This window comes from Cellulosimicrobium sp. GQ32 (assembly GCF_059758455.1).
The window spans coordinates 51,524-69,533 of the sequence record NZ_JCAXEP010000007.1 but is presented as its reverse complement, the minus strand read 5'-3'; the positions used below and the strand labels follow the sequence as shown (position 1 = coordinate 69,533).

20 protein-coding genes are annotated in these 18,010 nt (G+C 74.2%); 1 reads left to right on the top strand and 19 read right to left on the bottom strand.

Annotation, left to right across the window (positions count from 1 at the left end; translation table 11 throughout):
• Positions 1–55: 55 nt before the first annotated feature.
• The 5 genes from AC6CH9_RS12925 to rpsB all read right to left on the bottom strand — a co-directional run bounded on the left by AC6CH9_RS12925 (position 56) and on the right by rpsB (position 4,451).
• Entirely contained in the window at positions 56–913 is an 858-nt protein-coding gene (locus tag AC6CH9_RS12925; protein WP_472864449.1) for a phosphatidate cytidylyltransferase, read from the bottom strand.
• 32 nt (positions 914–945) lie between these two features.
• A complete protein-coding gene (frr, locus tag AC6CH9_RS12920) occupies positions 946–1,503 on the bottom strand; it encodes a ribosome recycling factor (protein ID WP_498155251.1) in 558 nt (185 codons plus the stop codon).
• A 75-nt stretch (positions 1,504–1,578) separates the two neighbouring features.
• Entirely contained in the window at positions 1,579–2,334 is a 756-nt protein-coding gene (gene pyrH, locus AC6CH9_RS12915) for a UMP kinase (protein WP_498155250.1), read from the bottom strand.
• A 159-nt stretch (positions 2,335–2,493) separates the two neighbouring features.
• Positions 2,494–3,333: a translation elongation factor Ts gene (gene tsf / locus AC6CH9_RS12910; RefSeq protein WP_498155249.1), complete on the bottom strand. Its 840-nt coding sequence runs from the start codon at positions 3,331–3,333 to the stop codon at positions 2,494–2,496.
• Positions 3,334–3,467: 134 nt separating this feature from the next.
• On the bottom strand, positions 3,468–4,451 hold the full coding sequence (rpsB, locus tag AC6CH9_RS12905; RefSeq protein ID WP_047232656.1) for a 30S ribosomal protein S2: 984 nt from the start codon (positions 4,449–4,451) through the stop codon (positions 3,468–3,470).
• A 433-nt stretch (positions 4,452–4,884) separates the two neighbouring features.
• Here rpsB and AC6CH9_RS12900 point away from each other — a divergent pair, with 433 nt between their 5' ends.
• Positions 4,885–5,460, top strand: a complete 576-nt coding sequence (locus AC6CH9_RS12900; RefSeq protein ID WP_498155248.1) for a M23 family metallopeptidase — start codon at positions 4,885–4,887, stop codon at positions 5,458–5,460.
• A gap of 22 nt (positions 5,461–5,482) precedes the next feature.
• Here AC6CH9_RS12900 and AC6CH9_RS12895 read toward each other — a convergent pair whose 3' ends face one another.
• The 14 genes from AC6CH9_RS12895 to ffh all read right to left on the bottom strand — a co-directional run bounded on the left by AC6CH9_RS12895 (position 5,483) and on the right by ffh (position 17,983).
• A complete protein-coding gene (locus AC6CH9_RS12895; protein ID WP_498155247.1) occupies positions 5,483–6,454 on the bottom strand; it encodes a tyrosine recombinase XerC in 972 nt (323 codons plus the stop codon).
• Positions 6,455–6,549: 95 nt separating this feature from the next.
• Positions 6,550–7,854 (bottom strand): DNA-processing protein DprA, encoded by a 1,305-nt coding sequence (gene dprA, locus AC6CH9_RS12890; RefSeq protein WP_498155246.1) that lies wholly within the window; start codon positions 7,852–7,854, stop codon positions 6,550–6,552.
• A 25-nt stretch (positions 7,855–7,879) separates the two neighbouring features.
• Positions 7,880–9,418, bottom strand: coding sequence for a YifB family Mg chelatase-like AAA ATPase (locus tag AC6CH9_RS12885; RefSeq protein ID WP_498155245.1), 1,539 nt, complete (start codon positions 9,416–9,418; stop codon positions 7,880–7,882).
• Entirely contained in the window at positions 9,418–9,777 is a 360-nt protein-coding gene (locus AC6CH9_RS12880; protein WP_277515644.1) for a YraN family protein, read from the bottom strand. Before AC6CH9_RS12880 ends, AC6CH9_RS12885 begins: the two co-directional genes overlap by 1 nt.
• Positions 9,778–9,891: 114 nt before the next feature.
• Positions 9,892–10,191 (bottom strand): DUF2469 domain-containing protein, encoded by a 300-nt coding sequence (locus AC6CH9_RS12875; protein ID WP_024840525.1) that lies wholly within the window; start codon positions 10,189–10,191, stop codon positions 9,892–9,894.
• A 37-nt stretch (positions 10,192–10,228) separates the two neighbouring features.
• Entirely contained in the window at positions 10,229–10,963 is a 735-nt protein-coding gene (gene rnhB, locus AC6CH9_RS12870; protein ID WP_498155373.1) for a ribonuclease HII, read from the bottom strand.
• 131 nt (positions 10,964–11,094) lie between these two features.
• Positions 11,095–11,922, bottom strand: coding sequence for a signal peptidase I (gene lepB / locus AC6CH9_RS12865; RefSeq protein WP_498155244.1), 828 nt, complete (start codon positions 11,920–11,922; stop codon positions 11,095–11,097).
• A gap of 140 nt (positions 11,923–12,062) precedes the next feature.
• Entirely contained in the window at positions 12,063–12,422 is a 360-nt protein-coding gene (rplS, locus tag AC6CH9_RS12860) for a 50S ribosomal protein L19 (protein WP_498155243.1), read from the bottom strand.
• A gap of 274 nt (positions 12,423–12,696) precedes the next feature.
• Positions 12,697–13,512, bottom strand: coding sequence for a tRNA (guanosine(37)-N1)-methyltransferase TrmD (trmD, locus tag AC6CH9_RS12855; protein ID WP_498155242.1), 816 nt, complete (start codon positions 13,510–13,512; stop codon positions 12,697–12,699).
• 2 nt (positions 13,513–13,514) lie between these two features.
• Entirely contained in the window at positions 13,515–14,108 is a 594-nt protein-coding gene (rimM, locus tag AC6CH9_RS12850) for a ribosome maturation factor RimM (RefSeq protein WP_498155241.1), read from the bottom strand.
• A 139-nt stretch (positions 14,109–14,247) separates the two neighbouring features.
• On the bottom strand, positions 14,248–14,487 hold the full coding sequence (locus AC6CH9_RS12845; protein WP_024840519.1) for an RNA-binding protein: 240 nt from the start codon (positions 14,485–14,487) through the stop codon (positions 14,248–14,250).
• Positions 14,487–14,924, bottom strand: a complete 438-nt coding sequence (gene rpsP / locus AC6CH9_RS12840; RefSeq protein WP_047232648.1) for a 30S ribosomal protein S16 — start codon at positions 14,922–14,924, stop codon at positions 14,487–14,489. Before rpsP ends, AC6CH9_RS12845 begins: the two co-directional genes overlap by 1 nt.
• 172 nt (positions 14,925–15,096) lie before the next feature.
• Positions 15,097–16,221 carry an amidohydrolase family protein gene (locus tag AC6CH9_RS12835; RefSeq protein WP_498155240.1) on the bottom strand — a complete coding sequence of 375 codons (1,125 nt, stop codon included), beginning with the start codon at positions 16,219–16,221 and terminating at the stop codon, positions 15,097–15,099.
• Between the two features lie 151 nt (positions 16,222–16,372).
• Positions 16,373–17,983: a signal recognition particle protein gene (gene ffh, locus AC6CH9_RS12830; RefSeq protein ID WP_498155239.1), complete on the bottom strand. Its 1,611-nt coding sequence runs from the start codon at positions 17,981–17,983 to the stop codon at positions 16,373–16,375.
• Positions 17,984–18,010: the final 27 nt, after the last annotated feature.

The following is an 18,010-nucleotide window of genomic DNA, read 5'->3' as shown; positions in this document are numbered from 1 at the left end:
TGGGGGGTCGTGCGGACGGTTCGCACCGCGGTGCGAGCGGGTCGTCGGACGGCTGTCAGACGGCGAGCGCGAGGAGCACGTACACGAACGGGGCGGTGAGGAGCATGGAGTCGAGCCGGTCCAGGATGCCTCCGTGACCGGGCAGGAGCGACCCCATGTCCTTCAATTCTAGGTCGCGCTTGATCATCGACTCGGCGAGGTCGCCGATCGTGGCGGTGAGCGGGGCGAGGACGCCCAGCGCGACGCCCAGGAGGGGGCTCGCTCCGAGGCCCACCACGGCCCCGACCACGCCGACCGCCGTCGCGAGCACGAACGAGCCTGCCAGTCCCTCCCAGGACTTCTTGGGGCTCACCGAGGGAGCCAGCGGGTGGCGCCCGAACAGGACGCCGGCGACGTACCCGCCGACGTCGTTCGCGACGGCGAGCAGGATGAAGATCAGGACGCGGACGCGTCCGTCGGGCGCAGCGAGCATGAGCATGACGAAGCCCGCCATGAACGGCAGGTACGCCGCCGCGAACGTCGCCGCTGCGGCGTCGCGCACCGCCGCGGTCCCCGACCCGTCGATGACCCGCCACACGACCGCGCCCGCGACCGTGAGCATGAAGGAGACGAGCAGCGCCTCCGGGCCCGAGTAGAACGAGGACACGAGGATGCCCACCGTGCCCACGAGGAGCGGGAGGAGGGGGAGGTGCAGCTCGCGGCGCTTGAACGCCTGGGCGAGCTCCCACAGCGCGGCGCCGACCGCCACGGTCGCGAGCAGCACGAAGAACTCGGGCCGGAAGGCGAGGCTCGCCGCGACGAGCGCGAGCAGGCCGAGGCCCACCGCGATCGCCACGGGGAGGTTGCGGCCCGCCTTGGGGGCGCGCGCCGCGGAGGTGCTGTCGCCGGCGGCCGTCGAGGAGGTGTCGGTCATCGGTGCGTGGAGGAGCTCGCCGGAGGAGGTGCTCAGACCTCGAGCAGCTCGCTCTCCTTGCCCGCGAGCAGCACGTCGACCTGGTCCACGTGCGCCTTGGTGAGGGACTCGAGCTCCTTCTCGGCGCGCCCGACCTCGTCCTCGCCGGCCTCGCCGTCGCGCGCGATGCGGTCCAGCTCCTCCTTGGCGCGACGACGCACGTTGCGGATCGCGACGCGCGAGTCCTCGGCCTTCGACTTCGCGAGCTTCACGAAGTCACGGCGACGCTCCTCCGTGAGGGCTGGCAGCACGACGCGGATGACGTTGCCGTCGTTGGACGGGTTCACGCCGAGGTCGGAGTCGCGCAGCGACTTCTCGACCGCCGCGATCGAGCTCTTGTCGAACGGCGAGACGAGGATCGTGCGAGCCTCGGTCACCGTGAACGACGCGAGCTGCTGCAACGGCGTCGGCGCACCGTAGTAGTCGACCGTGATCTTGTTGAACATCGCGGCGTTCGCACGGCCCGTGCGGATCGCGGCGAAGTCCTCCTTGGCCACCTCGACGGCCTTGTCCATCTTCTCCTCGGCCTCGAGGAGGGTCTCGTCGATCACCAGTGCTCCTTCGTCGTTCGTCGTGGGTCGGTCCGTGCGGTCGCGGCCGGGGTCACCGGCGTCGGCGCACCGATGTCAGTCGGTCGTGACCAGTGTGCCAATATTCTCGCCGACCAGGGCACGCGTGACGTTGCCCGGCTCGCCCATGCCGAAGACGCGCATGCGCACGTCGTTGTCGCGGCACAGGCTCAGCGCCGTCGCGTCCATGACGCCGAGGTCGTTGACGAGCGCGTCGGTGTACGTGAGGTGGTCGAGCTTCGTCGCCGACGGGTCCTTGCGCGGGTCGGCCGTGTAGACGCCGTCCACGCCGTTCTTGCCCATGAGGACCTCCTGGCAGTGCGTCTCGAGGGCGCGCTGCACGGAGACCGTGTCGGTGGAGAAGTAGGGCATGCCGGCGCCGGCGCCGAAGATGACGACGCGGCCCTTCTCGAGGTGGCGGATGGCCCGCAGCGGGATGTACGGCTCGGCGACCTGGCCCATGGTGATGGCGGTCTGCACGCGCGTCTTCACCCCCGCCTGCTCGAGAAAGTCCTGGAGGGCGAGGCAGTTCATCACGGTGCCGAGCATGCCCATGTAGTCGGCACGCGCGCGGTCGAGCCCCCGCTGCGAGAGCTCGGCGCCGCGGAAGAAGTTCCCGCCGCCGACGACGATGGCGACCTGGACGCCCTGGGCGACCGCGTCCGCGATCTCCTGGGCGACGCGCTGGACGACGTCGGGCGCGAGACCGATCTGCCCGCCGCCGAACGTCTCGCCCGACAGCTTGAGGAGCACTCGCCGGTGCTCGGTCCCCTCGCGGGGCGTGGTCTGCTCGCCTGCCGTCACTGTCGACACCTGTCCTTCGTCCTGGCCCGGTGGGGCGGGGTGGTCCTGCTCCGCCGTCGTCCCACCCGATGGTGCGGCACGACGCCGGTCGTCGCGCGCCCGGGGCCGGGTGCGCGGTCGGCCCGGTCCCACCGCCTCGCGGGCGACGGGACCGGGCCGACGGGGGCGTCAGGCGCCGACGCGGTACCGCACGAACTCCGTGATGGTGCCGCCGGCCTCGGAGACGACCTGGCCGACCGTCTTCTTGGGGTCCTTCGCGAGCGGCTGGTCGACGAGGACGACGTCCTTGAAGAAGCCGTTCAGGCGACCCTCGACGATCTTCGGGAGCGCGGCCTCGGGCTTGCCCTCGTTGCGCGAGGTCTCCTCGGCGATGCGGCGCTCGTTCTCGACCGTCTCGGCCGGGACCTCGTCGCGCGACAGGTACGTCGGGGACATCGCGGCGACGTGCTGCGCGACGTCCTTCGCGACGGCCTCGCCCGCGGCGTCCGTGGCGACGACGACGCCGATCGACGGCGGCAGGTCGCGCGCGGTGCGGTGCAGGTACGCCGTGACGCGCTCGCCCGCGACGCGGGTCACGCGGCGCAGGACGATCTTCTCGCCGAGCGTCGCGGCCTGGTTGTCGATGACCTGCTGGACGGTCTCGCCGTCCGCGTCGGCGGCGAGCGCCGCGTCGGCGTCGCGCGCACCGGCGTCGGCGGCAGCCTTGAGGACGCGGTCCGCGAGGGAGATGAACGTGTCGTTCTTGGCGACGAAGTCCGTCTCGGAGTTGAGCTCGATGAGCGTCGCGACCTGGCCGCCCTCGGTGTCGCGGATGTCGACGGCGATGAGGCCCTCGGAGGTCGAGCGGCCCTCGCGCTTGGCGACGCCCTTCAGACCCTTGACGCGGATGATCTCGAGCGCCTTCTCCGCGTCGCCGTCCGCCTCGTCGAGAGCCTTCTTGACGTCGAGCATGCCGGCGCCGGTGCGCTCGCGCAGGGCCTTGATGTCAGCGGCGGTGTAGTTCGCCATGGTGGTTCCTCACTCGTGGTTCGTCACGGGTTCTTCGTCACGGGTACGTGCAGGGGGCACCGTGGCGGTGCCCGGTGTGCGCCGTTGGGACGGCACGGGGTGCGCAGCGGTCGCCCGCCGCGCACCCCGGGACGTCACTTGGTCTCGTCGGCCTCGGCGTCGGCGACCACGGCCTCGGCGTCGGCGACGACGGCAGCCTCGGCGGCGGCCTCCTCGACGACCTCGGCGGTGGCGTCACCCGGCTCCTCGGCGGCGACCTCGGCAGCAGCCTCGGCGACGCCCTCGGCAGCAGCGGCCTCGACGTTCGCCTCGGCGGCGGTCTCGTCGGCCTCGAGCTGCTTCTCGGCACCGGCCAGGAGCTCACGCTCCCACTCGGCGAGCGGCTCGGCCTCGGCGCCCGCCTCGGCCTCGGCGCCCGAGCGGCCGGAGTGGCGCTGGAGCAGACCCTCGGCGGCGGCGTCCGCGATCACGCGGGTGAGCAGCGTGACGGAGCGGATGGCGTCGTCGTTGCCGGGGATCTTGTAGTCCACGACGTCGGGGTCGCAGTTGGTGTCGAGGATCGCGACGATCGGGATGTTGAGCTTGCGCGCCTCGTCGACCGCGAGGTGCTCCTTGTTCGTGTCGACGATCCACACGGCGGAGGGGACCTTCGCCATGTCGCGGATGCCGCCGAGCGTGCGGGCGAGCTTGTCCTTCTCGCGGCGCAGGACGAGGAGCTCCTTCTTGGTCAGGCCCGAGCCCGCGACGTCGTCGAAGTCGATCTCCTCGAGCTCCTTGAGGCGCTGGAGACGCTTGTGCACCGTGGTGAAGTTGGTGAGCATGCCGCCGAGCCAGCGGTGGTTCACGTAAGGCATGCCGACGCGCGCGGCCTGCTCGGCCACGGGCTCCTGGGCCTGCTTCTTGGTGCCGACGAACAGGATGGAGCCGCCGTGCGCGACGGTCTCCTTGACGAACTCGTACGCGCGGTCGATGTACGACAGCGACTGCTGGAGGTCGACGATGTAGATGCCGTTGCGCTCGGTGAAGATGAAGCGCTTCATCTTCGGGTTCCAACGGCGGGTCTGGTGCCCGAAGTGGACACCGCTCTCGAGGAGCTGGCGCATGGTCACGACGGCCATGACACGTCCTTTCGCCGTGCGGCCCGGGATCCACCCGGTGCGCGCACGCTTCTGGCGGCCCCTCCCGGAGGACGGACCGCGGTGCGGTTGTCGGTGACGACCCTGGTGGTCGCACCCCTGGCGCCACCCGTGCCGACGCCTGCGGCGCACCGTTCGAGCAGGTGCGGGCAGGACCGACGCCGGACGCGGCCCCGCCCGGACCGGCAGAGCCGGGAGGATGGGCGAGGACGTGACGCGCGAAGTCGACCGGCTCCGTCCTCGGCCGAGATGATCTTCTCGGGCCGGGCACGGCGAACGCGCCGGTCGCAGCGGCAAGTCTACCCGACGGCAGGGCCGACCACAGCCGCCGGCCGTAGGCGCCGCCGGGGCCCGCCGTCCACAGGCAGCAGCGCCTGGCCCGCCGAGGCGGGCCCGCGTCGGGCACTCTGGCGCGATGGCTCACGACCGTACCCCTGCGACGACCCGACCCCCTGCGGTCGCCCTCGCGCTGTCCGCGCTCCTGCTCGTCCTCGCCCCGGTGGCGTCCGCCGCGCCGGGCGGGAGTCCCGAGGTCGCCCCGGTGACGTCCCCCGGCTGGGTGCCGCCGCTCGACCGCCCACCCGGCGCGCTGGGTGTGCTCGCGCCGTTCGACCCGCCCCTGCACGACTGGCTGCCCGGCCACCGGGGCGTCGACCTCGCCGCCGTGGCCGGAGAGCCCGTCCTCTCCCCGGCGGCCGGGGTCGTCACGTTCGCCGGTCCCGTCGCGGGCCGCGACCTGGTCGTCGTCACGCACGACGACGGCCTGCGCACGTCGCTCGAGCCGGTCACCGGCTCGGCACCTCGGGGGACGCGCGTCGCCGCCGGGGACGTCGTCGGGACCGTGCAGGGCTCCGACGGCGAGGTCGTCGCGAGCCACTGCGCGGGCGCCTGCGTGCACTGGGGCGTGCGGCGGGGCGAGCGGTACGTCGACCCGCTCGCGCTGCTCGGCGAGCGGCCCCCGATCGTGCTGCTCCCGCTCGGGGAGCCGTGACCGGACGACGACGGCCCAGGGCTCAGGCGCGCGGGAAGGCCTGCTCGAACGAGCTGCGCAGCCGCTCGGCGGTCACGTGGGTGTAGCGCTGCGTCGTCGCGAGCGACGAGTGCCCGAGGATCTCCTGCACGCTGCGCAGGTCCGACCCGCCGGCGAGGAGATGCGTCGCGGCGCTGTGCCGCAGGTCGTGCGGGGCGACGTCGTCGACCCCGGCGGCGAGCGCGAGGCGGTGCACGACGTCGCGCACCTGCCGCTGCCCCCACCGACCGCCGCGGTCCCCGACGAGGAGGGCCGCGCCCGACCGCTCCGTGACGAGTGCCGGCCGCCCCAGGTCCAGCCAGCGGGTCACGGCCCGAGCCGCCGGGACGCCGAACGGCACGACCCGCTCCTTGTCCCCCTTGCCGAGCACCCGGACGACCCGCTGCGACAGGTCCACGTCGTCCACGTCGATCCCCGCGAGCTCGCCCACGCGGATCCCCGCTCCGTACAGCAGCTCGGCGGCCGCCCACTCACGCAGCCGGGCCGGCTCGCCCTCGCCCGCCGCCTCCCGGGCCGCGTCGAGCAACCGGCCGGCCGCGTCGGCCGTGAGCACGGTCGGCAGGGTGCGCGGGACGCGCGGGCTCGCGAGGCGTGCGGCGGGGTCCACCGAGACGCGACCGGTCCGGCGCGCCCAGTCGAAGAACGCCCGTGCGGCGGCACCGCGCCGTGCGAGCGTGGCACGGGCGAGCCCACGCTCCGACTGCTCCGTCAGCCAGGCACGCAGGGCGGCGAGGTCGACGTCCTGCGGTGACGTCGCGCCGTACCGTGCGGCATGGACCAGCAGCGCCTCGACGTCGCCCGTGTACGCACGCACCGTGTGCGCGGACGAACCTTCCGCGACCTCGAGATGGGTCCCGAAGTCCGCGAGCGCCGCGTCGAGCGCCGGCGGCAGGGCGTCGGGCCGGCGCTCGTCCGGCAGGTCGGCGGAGTCGTCGGGACGGGTCGAGCGGCTCATTCCACCAGTCTCGCGCGCGAGACCGCAGGACCGCCGGAGGCGCTCCGGCCGTCGCCCTCCGCCAGCCGCCGCCATGACCCGCCTCACCGGCCTCCTCACTCCGTGCGCACGCGCCGCCATCCGCCGGGCGTCCGCTCGGCGAGTCCGCGGATCTCGAGCCGCCCGAGGGCACTGACGGCCTCCGAGACGGCGAGCCCGGCCGACCGCGCGATCGCGTCCGTCGGTGCGCCCGAGCGCAGGGGCAGGGCGTCCCACGTCCGGGTCTCGACGGCGTCGAGCCCGTCGTACGCAGCGTCGCGGGGCGCCCGGAGCGTCCCCGCAGCCGGCGCCGCCGGCGCCGCGTCCCGCGCGAGCGCCCCGGCCAGCTCCGCCACCTCGTCGGCGTCGGTGACGCACACGGCCGCACCGTCGCGCAGGAGCCGGTGGCAGCCGGTCGACGCCATGGAGGTCACAGGCCCGGGGACGGCGCCGACCGGCCGGGAGAGCTCGGCGGCACGGACCGCCGTGCTCAGCGACCCGGAGCGCCAGGCCGCCTCCACGACCACGGTCGCTCCCGCGAACGCCGCGATGAGGCGATTGCGCAGGAGGAAGCGGACCCGGCTGGGCACGGAGCCCGGTGGGACCTCCGACACCACGGCGCCGCCGGCGCCCACGACGGCCCGGAGGAGCTCCGTGTTGCCGACCGGGTAGAGCCGGTCCACCCCGCCCGCGAGGAACGCGACCGTCGGTCCGGACGACACCATCGCGGCGCGGTGGGCCGCCGCGTCGATGCCGTACGCCCCTCCGGAGACGACCGTGAACCCGCGCGCCGCGAGTCCCGAGGCGATCTCCCCCGTCACGTGGCGTCCGTAGTCCGTGCAGGCACGCGCCCCCACCACCGCGACGGACCGTGCTGCCAGCTCCGCGAGGCGGTCCGACCCCCGGACCCACAGCGCGAGCGGACGGCCCGCCCCGAGATCGTCGAGCGCCGTGGGCCACCCCGGGTCGCCCGGGACGACGAGCGCGCCGTCGAGTCGGTCCAGGACGTGGAGCTCCCGGCGCGGGTCGAGACCGTCGAGCCGCGGCGCCCAGCGCGCGACGGCGCGCAGAAGCCGAGCCACGGGGCCGCTCCGTGGGTCGCGGGCGGGGGCGCGCGGGTCGCCGGTCGGCACCGCGGCACCGGTCCCGGTCACCCCGAGCAGCCCGTGCAGCCCCTCTCGGTCGCCGGAGCCGTCCACGAGCCCGACGAGCTCCCGGCGGGCTCGAGCGGGGTCGTCCACCGCCTCGACGAGCCAGGCGAGCGCGGCCCCGGCCCCGAGCTGGTCGACGAGCGCGACCGCGACCTCGTCCCCCGGCTCCGCCAGGCGCGACCACGCCGCCCGCGCGAGCCGGTCGTCGGTGACGTCGAACACGAGGCGCACGGGCGTCGTCGGACCCGCCCGGCGCTCACCCACGGTAGCCCCGCGTCCGGAGCGCGAGCCCGGCCCCGACGTCGGCGCGCGTGGGCGCGGCGTGCCCGGCGAGGTCGGCGACGGTCCATGCGAGACGCAGGACGCGGTCCGCTCCCCGCAGGCTCAGGGTGCCGCGGTCGAGCGCGGTGTCGACGTCCGTCAGGAGGCCTGGATCTGGCCCGAGCCGGTCGCGCAGCCAGGTGCCGGGCACCTCGGCGTTCGTCCGCCACGGCGTACCCGTCAGGCGCGTGGACGCCGTCTCCCGGGCGGCGGCGACGCGCCGCGCGACCGCGGCGCTCGACTCCGGCCGCCCCGCGCCCGCGCGCTCGACCCGCGTGACGGGCCGGACCTCGACCTGGACGTCGACCCGGTCGAGGAGCGGACCGGACAGCCGGCCGAAGTAGCGGCGCTGCGCGACGGGCGAGCACGTGCACTCGAGCCCCTTGCCGACGCCCTTGCCGCACGGGCACGGGTTCGCCGCGAGGACGAGCTGGAAGCGCGCGGGGTACCGCGCCGTCCCGCCGGCGCGGTGTATGACGAGCTCGCCGTGCTCGAGCGGCTGGCGCAGGGTCTGGAGCACGCGCGCTCCGAACTCGGGCGCCTCGTCCAGGAACAAGACCCCACGATGGGCGCGCGACGCGGCGCCGGGCCGGGGCAGGCCGCTGCCGCCCCCGACGATCGCCGCCGGGGTGGCCGTGTGGTGCGGGTCCTCGTACGGCGGCCGGCGCACGAGACCGGCCCCGGGATCGAACACCCCGGCCACCGAGTGGACGGCCGTCACCTCGACGGCCTCGCCCTCCGTGAGGTCGGGCAGGATCCCGGGCAGCCGGGACGCGAGCATCGTCTTGCCCGCGCCCGGAGCCCCGACGAGCAGCAGGTGATGGCCTCCCGCGGCCGCGACCTCGAGCGCGTGCCGCGCCTCGTCCTGGCCTACGACGTCCGCGAGGTCGCCCGGCTGCGGGCGCAGCGCGGCGGGCCGCGGTACCAGGACCGGGGTCGCGGCACCACCCGGGTCGGCGAGGGACGCACCGTGGAGCCGGGCGACGTTCGCGAGGGTCGTCGCCCCCACGACGCGCGCACCGGGGACCAGTCGAGCCTCCTCGACGTCGGCCGCAGGCACGACGACCTCCCGGAACCCGGCGGCGACGGCCGCCGCCACCGCAGGCAGGACGCCGCGCACGGGCTGGAGGCGGCCGTCGAGGCCCAGCTCGCCGAGGTGCACCACGTCTTCCACCGCGCGCACCGGGACGACCTGGGCGCCGGCGAGGAGCGCGACCGCGATCGCGAGGTCGAAGCCGGTGCCGGACTTGGGGAGCGCGGCGGGCGAGAGGTTGATCGTGACCTTGCGCTGCGGCCATGGGATGCCCGACGACGTGACGGCCGCACGGACGCGGTCCCTCGACTCGCTGAGCGCCGCGTCCGGGAGCCCGACGAGCACGAACCCGGGCACCGAGGCCGCGAGGTGCGCCTGCACCTCGACGACGTGGCCCGACAGCCCGACGAGCGCGACGGCCCGGGTCGTCCCGAGGCCCATCAGGCGCTCACCCCGACGAGGTGCTCCACCTGCGCGGCGCCCGCCCGCGCCACGAGCACGGCGACGACGTCGATGCGGACCGACCGCGCGCGCACGTCGTGGGTCGCGAGCCACTCCCCCGTGAGCCGCCGCAGGCGACCGAGCTTCGCGGGCGTCACGGCCTGGGCGGGGTGCCCGAAGCCGGTGCCACGACGCGTCTTCACCTCGACCGTGACCAGCACGTCCCCGTCGAGCGCGACGACGTCGAGCTCGCCACGCGTCCCGCGCCAGTTGCGGTCGAGCAGGGTCCATCCCGCCTCGACCAGGTGGGCCGCGGCCACCCTCTCCCCGTACCGCCCGACGGCGTCCTTCGCTCCCATGGGCTCACCTCCGCCGCCCACCGTGGGCGACGGGGTGGGCGCGGCGCCAGAAACCCGCGATCACCTGTGGAGGGGACCGTCGGGATGCCGTCCTGTGGACGGCCAGGACCGTGGTCAGAGCTGGAGCTCAGCCTTTGCGAGCTCCTCGACGTTGACGTCCTTGAAGGTCACGACGCGCACCGACTTCACGAAGCGTGCCGACCGGTACACGTCCCACACCCACGCGTCGGCGAGCCGCAGCTCGAAGTACACCTCGCCCGCGGCGGAACGCACCTGGAGGTCCACCTGGTTCGCCAGGTAGAAGCGACGTTCGGTCTCCACCACGTACGAGAACAGGCCCACCACGTCGCGGTACTCGCGGTACAGCGCGAGCTCCATCTCGGTCTCGTAGTTCTCGAGGTCTTCGGCGCTCACGCCTCCATCATGGACCATCGAGCGCTCCGCGCCCGCCTCAGCTCGTGGGCAGGGCGGCGTCCGGGTCGAGCTCGAGGACGTCCACGGGCTCCCCGTACGCCGGGGTGTCGAGACCCTCGTCCCCCCGCTCGGGCAGCCGCCAGGACCGGCGGTGCTGCGGCGTCGGGCCGTGCTCGCGCAGGGCCTCGACGTGCGCCGCCGCGCCGTAGCCCTTGTTCTGGTCCCACCCGAAGGCGGGGTACTGCCGCGCGAGGCTGGTCATGAGACCGTCGCGCTCCGTCTTCGCGAGGACGCTCGCCGCGGCGACGGAGGCGCACTGGAGGTCGGCCTTGACCAGCGTGCGCACCCGCGGGTCGACGACCCGCTCGTCGTCGTGCGGGTCGAGGTCGAACGCCTCGAAGAGGTCCACGGCCGAGGGGCGGCTGAGCCAGTCGTGCTTGCCGTCCAGGAGGACGGCGTCGACGTCGCCGACCGTGCGACGCACCTGGGCGAGCGCCCGGCGGCCCGCGAGGCGCAGCGCACCGACGATGCCGTGCGCGTCGATCTCGGCGGGACCGGCGTGGCCCACGGCCCAGGCGACGGACCATGCGCGCGCGAGCGGCACGAGGGCCTCGCGCGCGGTCGCGGTGAGGAGCTTGGAGTCGGTGAGGCCCGGCGGGCAGGGCTTCGTCGCGAGGTCGACGACCACGACGCCCACCGAGACCGGTCCGGCGAGCGCTCCGCGACCGACCTCGTCCATGCCGGCGACGAGCCGGGCGCCCTCGCGGAGCATCGCGCGCTCCTGCCGGAGGTCCGGGCGGCGCCGCGCAGGGGCACGACGCACGCGCGCCGGGGCGGCGGCCGCGGGCGCGCCGGGCGCCGAGGTCGGCACCGGACCGGCGGGACGAGCGACCGCGTCCAGCGTCACGGCTCCACCTCGGGCACGTCGGCGAACACGTCGCCGGGGTTGCGCAGCAGGCCCAGGTGGGACAGCGGCCAGACCTTGACGAACGCCGTCCCCACGACGTTGCCCATCGGCACGAACCCGCCCCCGGGCTTGCCCGTGTTGTAGCGCGAGTCCGCCGAGTTCTGCCGGTTGTCGCCCATGACGAACAGCATGTCCTCCGGCACCGTCCGGTCGAACGGGTCCTGGCTGGGGATCGAGCCGGGCTTGATGTACGTCTCGTCGATCGACACCCCGTTGACGCTCACCCGCCCCTCCGCGTCGCAGCACACCACGTGGTCGCCCGGCGTGCCGATCACCCGCTTGATCAGGTGCTCACCGGTGTCCTGCGGCAGCAGGCCGACGAACGTCAGCGCCGCGCGCACCGCCTCCGACACCGGGCTCTCGGCCTGCGGCACCGGCGGCGGCAGCCACCCGCCCGGGTCCTTGAACACCACGACGTCCCCCCGGTGCACGTCGAACGCGCCCGGCACGAGCCGCGACACCATCACCCGGTCGCCCTCGACCAGCGTGTCCTCCATCGACGCGCTGGGGATGAAGAACGCCTGCACCAGGAACGTCTTGATGAGCAACGACAGCACCAGCGCGCTGACCACGATGATCGCCGTCTCGCGCAGCAACGAGGACTTCCGCGCCGGGCGCTCCCCGGACGCGCGACCCGACCGGTGCTCGCCGGAACCCGCGAGATGCTCCCCGCGCGAGGTCTCCTCGTCTTCCCGAGGACCGAGCGCCGCGCGCTCGGTGCCGGCGTCGGGATGCGGGCCGCGGGGCGGGGCGCTGTCGGTCACGCGTTCACAATGCCACCTTCTGCCGACTTCCGAGAAACGGACCGGCCCTCGGACCGCGCGTCCGGGGACGACGACGGCGGCCGCCCCGAGGGGACGGCCGCCGTCGTTCGAGCGGAGCGGCAGTACCTGCCGACAGCCGATCAGCGAGCGGGCGCGGTGTCGCGCTTCTCCTTGATCTTCGCCTTCTTGCCGCGCAGCGCGCGGAGGTAGTACAGCTTGGCGCGGCGCACGTCACCGCGCGTCACGACCTCGACCGACTCGATGGACGGCGAGTGCACGGGGAACGTGCGCTCGACACCCACACCGAAGCTGATCTTGCGGACCGTGAACGTCTCACGGACCCCGCTGCCCTGACGGGCGATGACGACGCCCTGGAACGCCTGGACGCGAGAGCGGTTGCCCTCGACGACCTTGACGTTGACCTTGAGCGTGTCGCCGGGGCGGAAGTCCGGGACGTCGCTGCGCAGCGATGCTGCGTCGACGCTGTCCAGCGTGTGCATGGTGCTTCTCCTCGTCCGCCACAGGTCGGACGCGTGCTCGTGGCCCGGGCGCGCCGGGCCGTCGTCGTCTGTCGGTGGGGTGTGCCGTGCTGCGCGTGGACGGTCGATCTCCTCGCGGTCGTCGACCCGTCGTGCAGTCCGCCCGAGGATCCGGGCGCGGGCTCCCCTGTGGCAGAGGTTCCGGGGCGGCACACACCGATCGACTATTCTGCCACACGCCGGTGACCGGCGGCAGCCGGGCCCGGCGCCCGACCCCCACCCGTACCGCGGCGGATCAGGAGGCGTCGTGCCCGACGCGGTCGAGGCGGTCGTCGACGACGGACCACCCGGCCTCCGCGAGGACCTCCAGGTCGTGCCGGTCGAGCGTGGCGACGTCGAGCGCGCGCACCATGTCCGGCCGCCGCACGGCGGTCCGGCGCAGGGCCTGGTCGCGGCGCCAGCGGTGGATGCGCGCGTGGTGGCCCGAGAGCAGCACCTCGGGCACCTCGAGGTCGCCCCAGGCCGGCGGCTTCGTGTACACGGGGTACTCGAGCAGCCCCGCGGCGCCGTGCGACTCCTCGACCAGCGACTCGGGGTTGCCCACGACGCCCGGGAGCAGCCGCCCGACCGACTCGACCATGACGAGCGCGGCGACCTCTCCCCCGTTGAGGACGTAGTCCCCGATCGACAGCTCGCTGACCCGCATCCCGGCAGACCGGTAGTGCTCGGCGACGCGCGCGTCGATCCCTTCGTAGCGCCCGCAGGCGACGACGAGGTGCCCCTCGGTCGCGAGCGCCTCCGCGGTGCGCTGCGTGAACGTCTCGCCCGACGGCGTCGGCACGATCAGGTGCACCGCGCCCGCCGCGTCCGGCGTCGCCGACGAGAGGCCCGCCACGTCGTCGATCGCGCGGCCCCACACGTCGGGGCGCATGACCATGCCCGCCCCGCCGCCGAACGGCGTGTCGTCCACGGTGCGGTGCCGGTCCGTCGTCCAGTTCCGCAGGTCGTGGACGCGCAGGTCGAGGATCCCCGCGGTGCGCGCCTTGCCCACGAGCGACAGGTCCAGCGCCGCGAGGTAGTCGGGGAAGATCGTGACGACGTCGATGCGCACGGTCAGGCCTCGCCGTCGCGCGGGTCGTCAGGCTCGCTCGCGGCGGAGCCCGACGTCCCGCCGCCGTCCGGGCTCGCCACCTCGAGCCGGTCCGCGTCCGACGCGAGCAGCCCGCCCGGCGGGTCGAGCACGACCCGGCCCCCGGCCACGTCGACGTGCGGGACGATCTGCCGCACGAACGGGACGAGCGTGCGGGCGCCCCCGGTCTCGCGCAGCACGAGCACGTCGTGCGCGGGCAGGTGCTCGAGGCCGTCGATGCGTCCGAGGACCTGGCCGTCCAGGTCCTCCGCGCGGAGCCCGACGAGCTCGTGCGGGTACCACGCGTCCTCCTCGTCCGACGCATCGACCTCGACCACGAGCTCGACGCCGCGCAGGGCCTCTGCGGCAGTGCGGTCGCGGACGCCCTCGAAGCCGACGAGCCACCGCCCCTGGTGCACCCGCACGGTCCCGACCGTGAGCGGCCCCGCCGTCGCGGGGCGCGTCTCCAGGCGCTCCCCGACGGCGAGGCGCACCTCGGGATCGTCGGTGCGCAGGTCGAGCGCGACCTCGCCACGCAGTCCGTGCGCCTTGCCGACGCGCGCGACGGTCAGCTCCATGGTCGTCACTCCTCCGGTGGTCCTGGTCGGGTGGTGCCGGTCCGGCACCTGGTCGGGCGGACGGAACAGGAAGGCCCGGCCCGCCGGTCGGCGGGCCGGGCCTTGCCCGTGGCCCCTCGCGGGGCACGATGTGCGGGCCTCAGCGGCGGTCGACGTCCACGACGTCGACGCGGACCGGCCCGTCGGTCGCGAGCGCGCCGATCACCGTGCGCAGGGCACGTGCGGTGCGTCCGCCACGACCGATCACGCGGCCGAGGTCGTCCGGGTGCACCCGGACCTCGAGCAGGTCACCGCGACGCAGCGTCTTCGCGTTCACCCGGACGTCGTCCGGGTTGTCCACGATGCCGCGCACGAGGTGCTCGAGCGCCTCGGCGATCATCAGGCCTGCTCGTCGGCAGCGGCCTCGTCGGCCGTGTCGGCGGGCTCCTCGGCCGGAGCCTCGGTCTTCTTCTCGGCAGCCTTGGCCTTGACCTTCTCCGCGTCCGCGGCGGCGGCCTCGATCGCGGCGGCCGGGTCGACCTTCTCGCCCTTGACCTTGAGCGTGCCCTCGGCCCCGGGCAGGCCCTTGAACTTCTGCCAGTCGCCCGTGATCTTGAGGAGCGCGAGCACCTGCTCGGTCGGCTGTGCGCCGACGCCGAGCCAGTACTGGGCGCGGTCCGAGGTGATCTCGATGAACGAGGGCTCCTCGGTCGGGTGGTACTTGCCGATCTCCTCGATCACGCGACCGTCACGCTTGGTGCGCGAGTCCGCGACGACGACACGGTAGTACGGCGCACGGATCTTGCCGAGACGCTTCAGACGAATCTTGACGGCCACAGTGGTGGTCTCTCCTGGTTCTGGTTCGGGCGAACCCGGACCCGTCCCGTGGGGACAGGACGAGGAAGGGGTTCAGGACACGGCACGCGCCGGAGAGAGGGGCCGGGGCACGCCGAGTACCGGGACATTGTGCCAGACCGGACCGGCCGGGACCAACCTGCGCGTAGGACCCTCAGCCTGCGTGCGGGGCGACGATCTCGCCGCGGAGCACGATCGCCGTCGGCGCGCGCAGGACGCCGACGTCCTCGCGCGGGTCCTGCGGGTACACGACGAAGTCCGCCGACGCGCCCTCGACGAGCGACGTGTAGCCGAGGTACTCCCGGCCCTGCCAGCTCGCCGCTGCGACGACCGCCGCGTCGGGGATGCCGGCGGCCACGAGCTCGGCGCACTCGTCCGCGAGGCGGCCGTGCCCGATCGTCCCGCCCGCGTCCGTCCCCACGAGGATCTGGATGCCCGCCTCGTACAGCGCCCGGGCCTGCTCGTACCGTCGCTCGTGGAGCCGTCGCATGCGTGCCGCGAACACCGGGTACTTCTCGTCGGCCTGCCGGGCGATCGCCTCGAACTGGCCGATCTGCAACAGCGTGGGGGTGACCGCGACCCCGCGCTCGGAGATCTCGTACATCAGGTCGGGGTCGATCCCCGTGCCGTGCTCGATCCCGTCGACGCCCGCGGCGAGCAGGGACGGGATCACCTCCTCGGAGAAGGCGTGCACGGTGACGCGCGCGGCCTCGGCGTGCGCCGCGGCGACGGCCGCGGCGAGGACGTCGTCGGGCCACAGCGGCCGCAGGTCGCCCTCGGCCCCGAGGTCGCGGTCGATCCAGTCGCCCACGATCTTCACCCAGCCGTCGCCCTGGCGCGCCTCGCGCCGCACGGCCTCGGGGAGCTGCGCGACGTCGTCGAGCTCGAGCCCGTAGCTCCGCAGGTAGCGCTTGGGGCGCGCGAGGTGCCGTCCGGCCCGCACGAGCCGTGGCAGGTCGCGCCGCCCGTGGACCCACCGCGTGTCGAGCGGCGAGCCCGCGTCGCGCACGAGGAGGACGCCGCTGTCGCGGTCCGTGACGGCCTGGTCCTGCGCCGTCGCCGCGTCGACCGCGCCCTGCGCACCCAGGCCGACGTGGCAGTGGACGTCGACGAGGCCCGGCAGGACCCACCCCTCGAGCTCGACCATGTTGGTGCCCTGCGCCGACGGCCGCGTGAGGCTGATCCGCCCGTCCTTGACCCACAGGTCGCCCACCTCGCGGTCGTCACCGACGACGACGTGGCCGCGGACGTGCAGCGTGGGGCCTTCCAGCGCGGACATGCGGCTCCTGGGTGAGGACGGTCAGGACGGTGGGCCCGGTTCGCGGGCACGGGGTGGCACCGGGCAGGTACCACGGACATAACCTAGCGCCCGGGCGCCCCCGGGACGCACCCGAGACACGAGTGCGTGCGGAAGGGGGACGTCGGCCCGGTCAGCGGCCGAGCAGCTTCTCGAACCCGGGCGGGAGCTGGAGGTCGTCCGACGACGGCTGTGCGGGCTCCTGCGCCCGGCCCATGCCGAACGCCGAGCCGGCGGGTGCTGCGGGGCCCGTGGCCTCTCCCGCCGCCCGCGCCGCGGCCGCGCGCTCCTGGGCGGCGCGCTTGGCCGGGTTGCCCGACTTGCCCTTGACCTTGCGCTGCGGCGCCTGGCGCCCCCGTGCCTTCTTGCCGCCCATGCCCGGGAGGTTGCCCATGCCCGGCATCCCCGGCATCCCGCCGCCACGGCTCATCTGCCGCATCATCTTCTGCGCGCCCGCGAACCGCTCCAGGAGCTGGTTGACGTCGCTCGTCGTCACGCCGGAGCCGCGCGCGATGCGCGCCCGGCGCGACCCGTTGATGATCTTGGGGTTGTCGCGCTCAGCGGGGGTCATCGAGCGGATGATCGCCTCGATGCGGTCGACCTCGCGCTCGTCGAAGTTGTCGAGCGCCTCGCGCATCTGGCCCATGCCCGGGAGCATCCCGAGCATCTTCTTCATCGAGCCCATGTTCTTCATCTGCTGCATCTGCACCAGGAAGTCCGCGAGCGTGAAGTCCTGCCCCGTGGCGACCTTCTCCGCCATCTTCGCGGCCTGCTCGGCGTCGAACGCCTTCTCGGCCTGCTCGATGAGCGTGAGGACGTCACCCATGTCGAGGATGCGCGACGCCATGCGGTCCGGGTGGAACGCCTCGAAGTCGGTGAGCTTCTCGCCCGTGGAGGCGAAGAGGATCGGGCGGCCGGTGACCCCGCGGACGGAGAGCGCGGCGCCGCCGCGCGCGTCGCCGTCGAGCTTGGTGAGCACGACGCCCGTGAAGTCGACGCCCTCCTCGAAGGCCTTCGCGGTCGCGACGGCGTCCTGGCCGATCATCGCGTCGATGACGAACAGGACCTCGTCGGGCTGCACGGCGTCACGGATGTCCGAGGCCTGCTGCATGAGGACGGCGTCGAGGCCGAGGCGGCCCGCGGTGTCGACGATGACGACGTCGTGCTGGCGCTGCCGCGCCGTCTCGACACCCTCGCGCGCGACGGCGACGGGGTCGCCGATGACGTCGTCGACCTCCACCCCGCTCTGGTTGCCCGGGTGCGGGGCGAACACCGGCACCCCGGCGCGCTCGGCGACGACGCTGAGCTGGGTGACCGCGTTCGGCCGCTGGAGGTCCGCGGCGACGAGGAGCGGCGTGTGCCCCTGCTCGCGCAGGTGCAGCGCGAGCTTTCCGGCCAGCGTCGTCTTGCCCGCGCCCTGGAGGCCCGCGAGCATGATGACCGTCGGCGGCGTCTTGGAGAACCGCAGCCCGCGGCTCTCGCCGCCGAGGATGCCGACGAGCTCCTCGTTGACGATCTTCACGACCTGCTGCGCCGGGTTGAGCGCGCCCGAGACCTCGGAGGAGAGCGCGCGCTCGCGCACGGTCGCGCTGAACTCGCGCACGACGGGGACCGCCACGTCGGCGTCGAGCAGCGCGCGTCGGATCTCCCGGATCGTCGCGTCGATGTCCGCCTCGGACAGCCGGCCCTTGGAACGCAGGTTCTTGAAGGTCGATGTCAGTCGGTCCGACAGCGTGTTGAACACCGCGTCATCCTCACCAGTCGTCGGAAG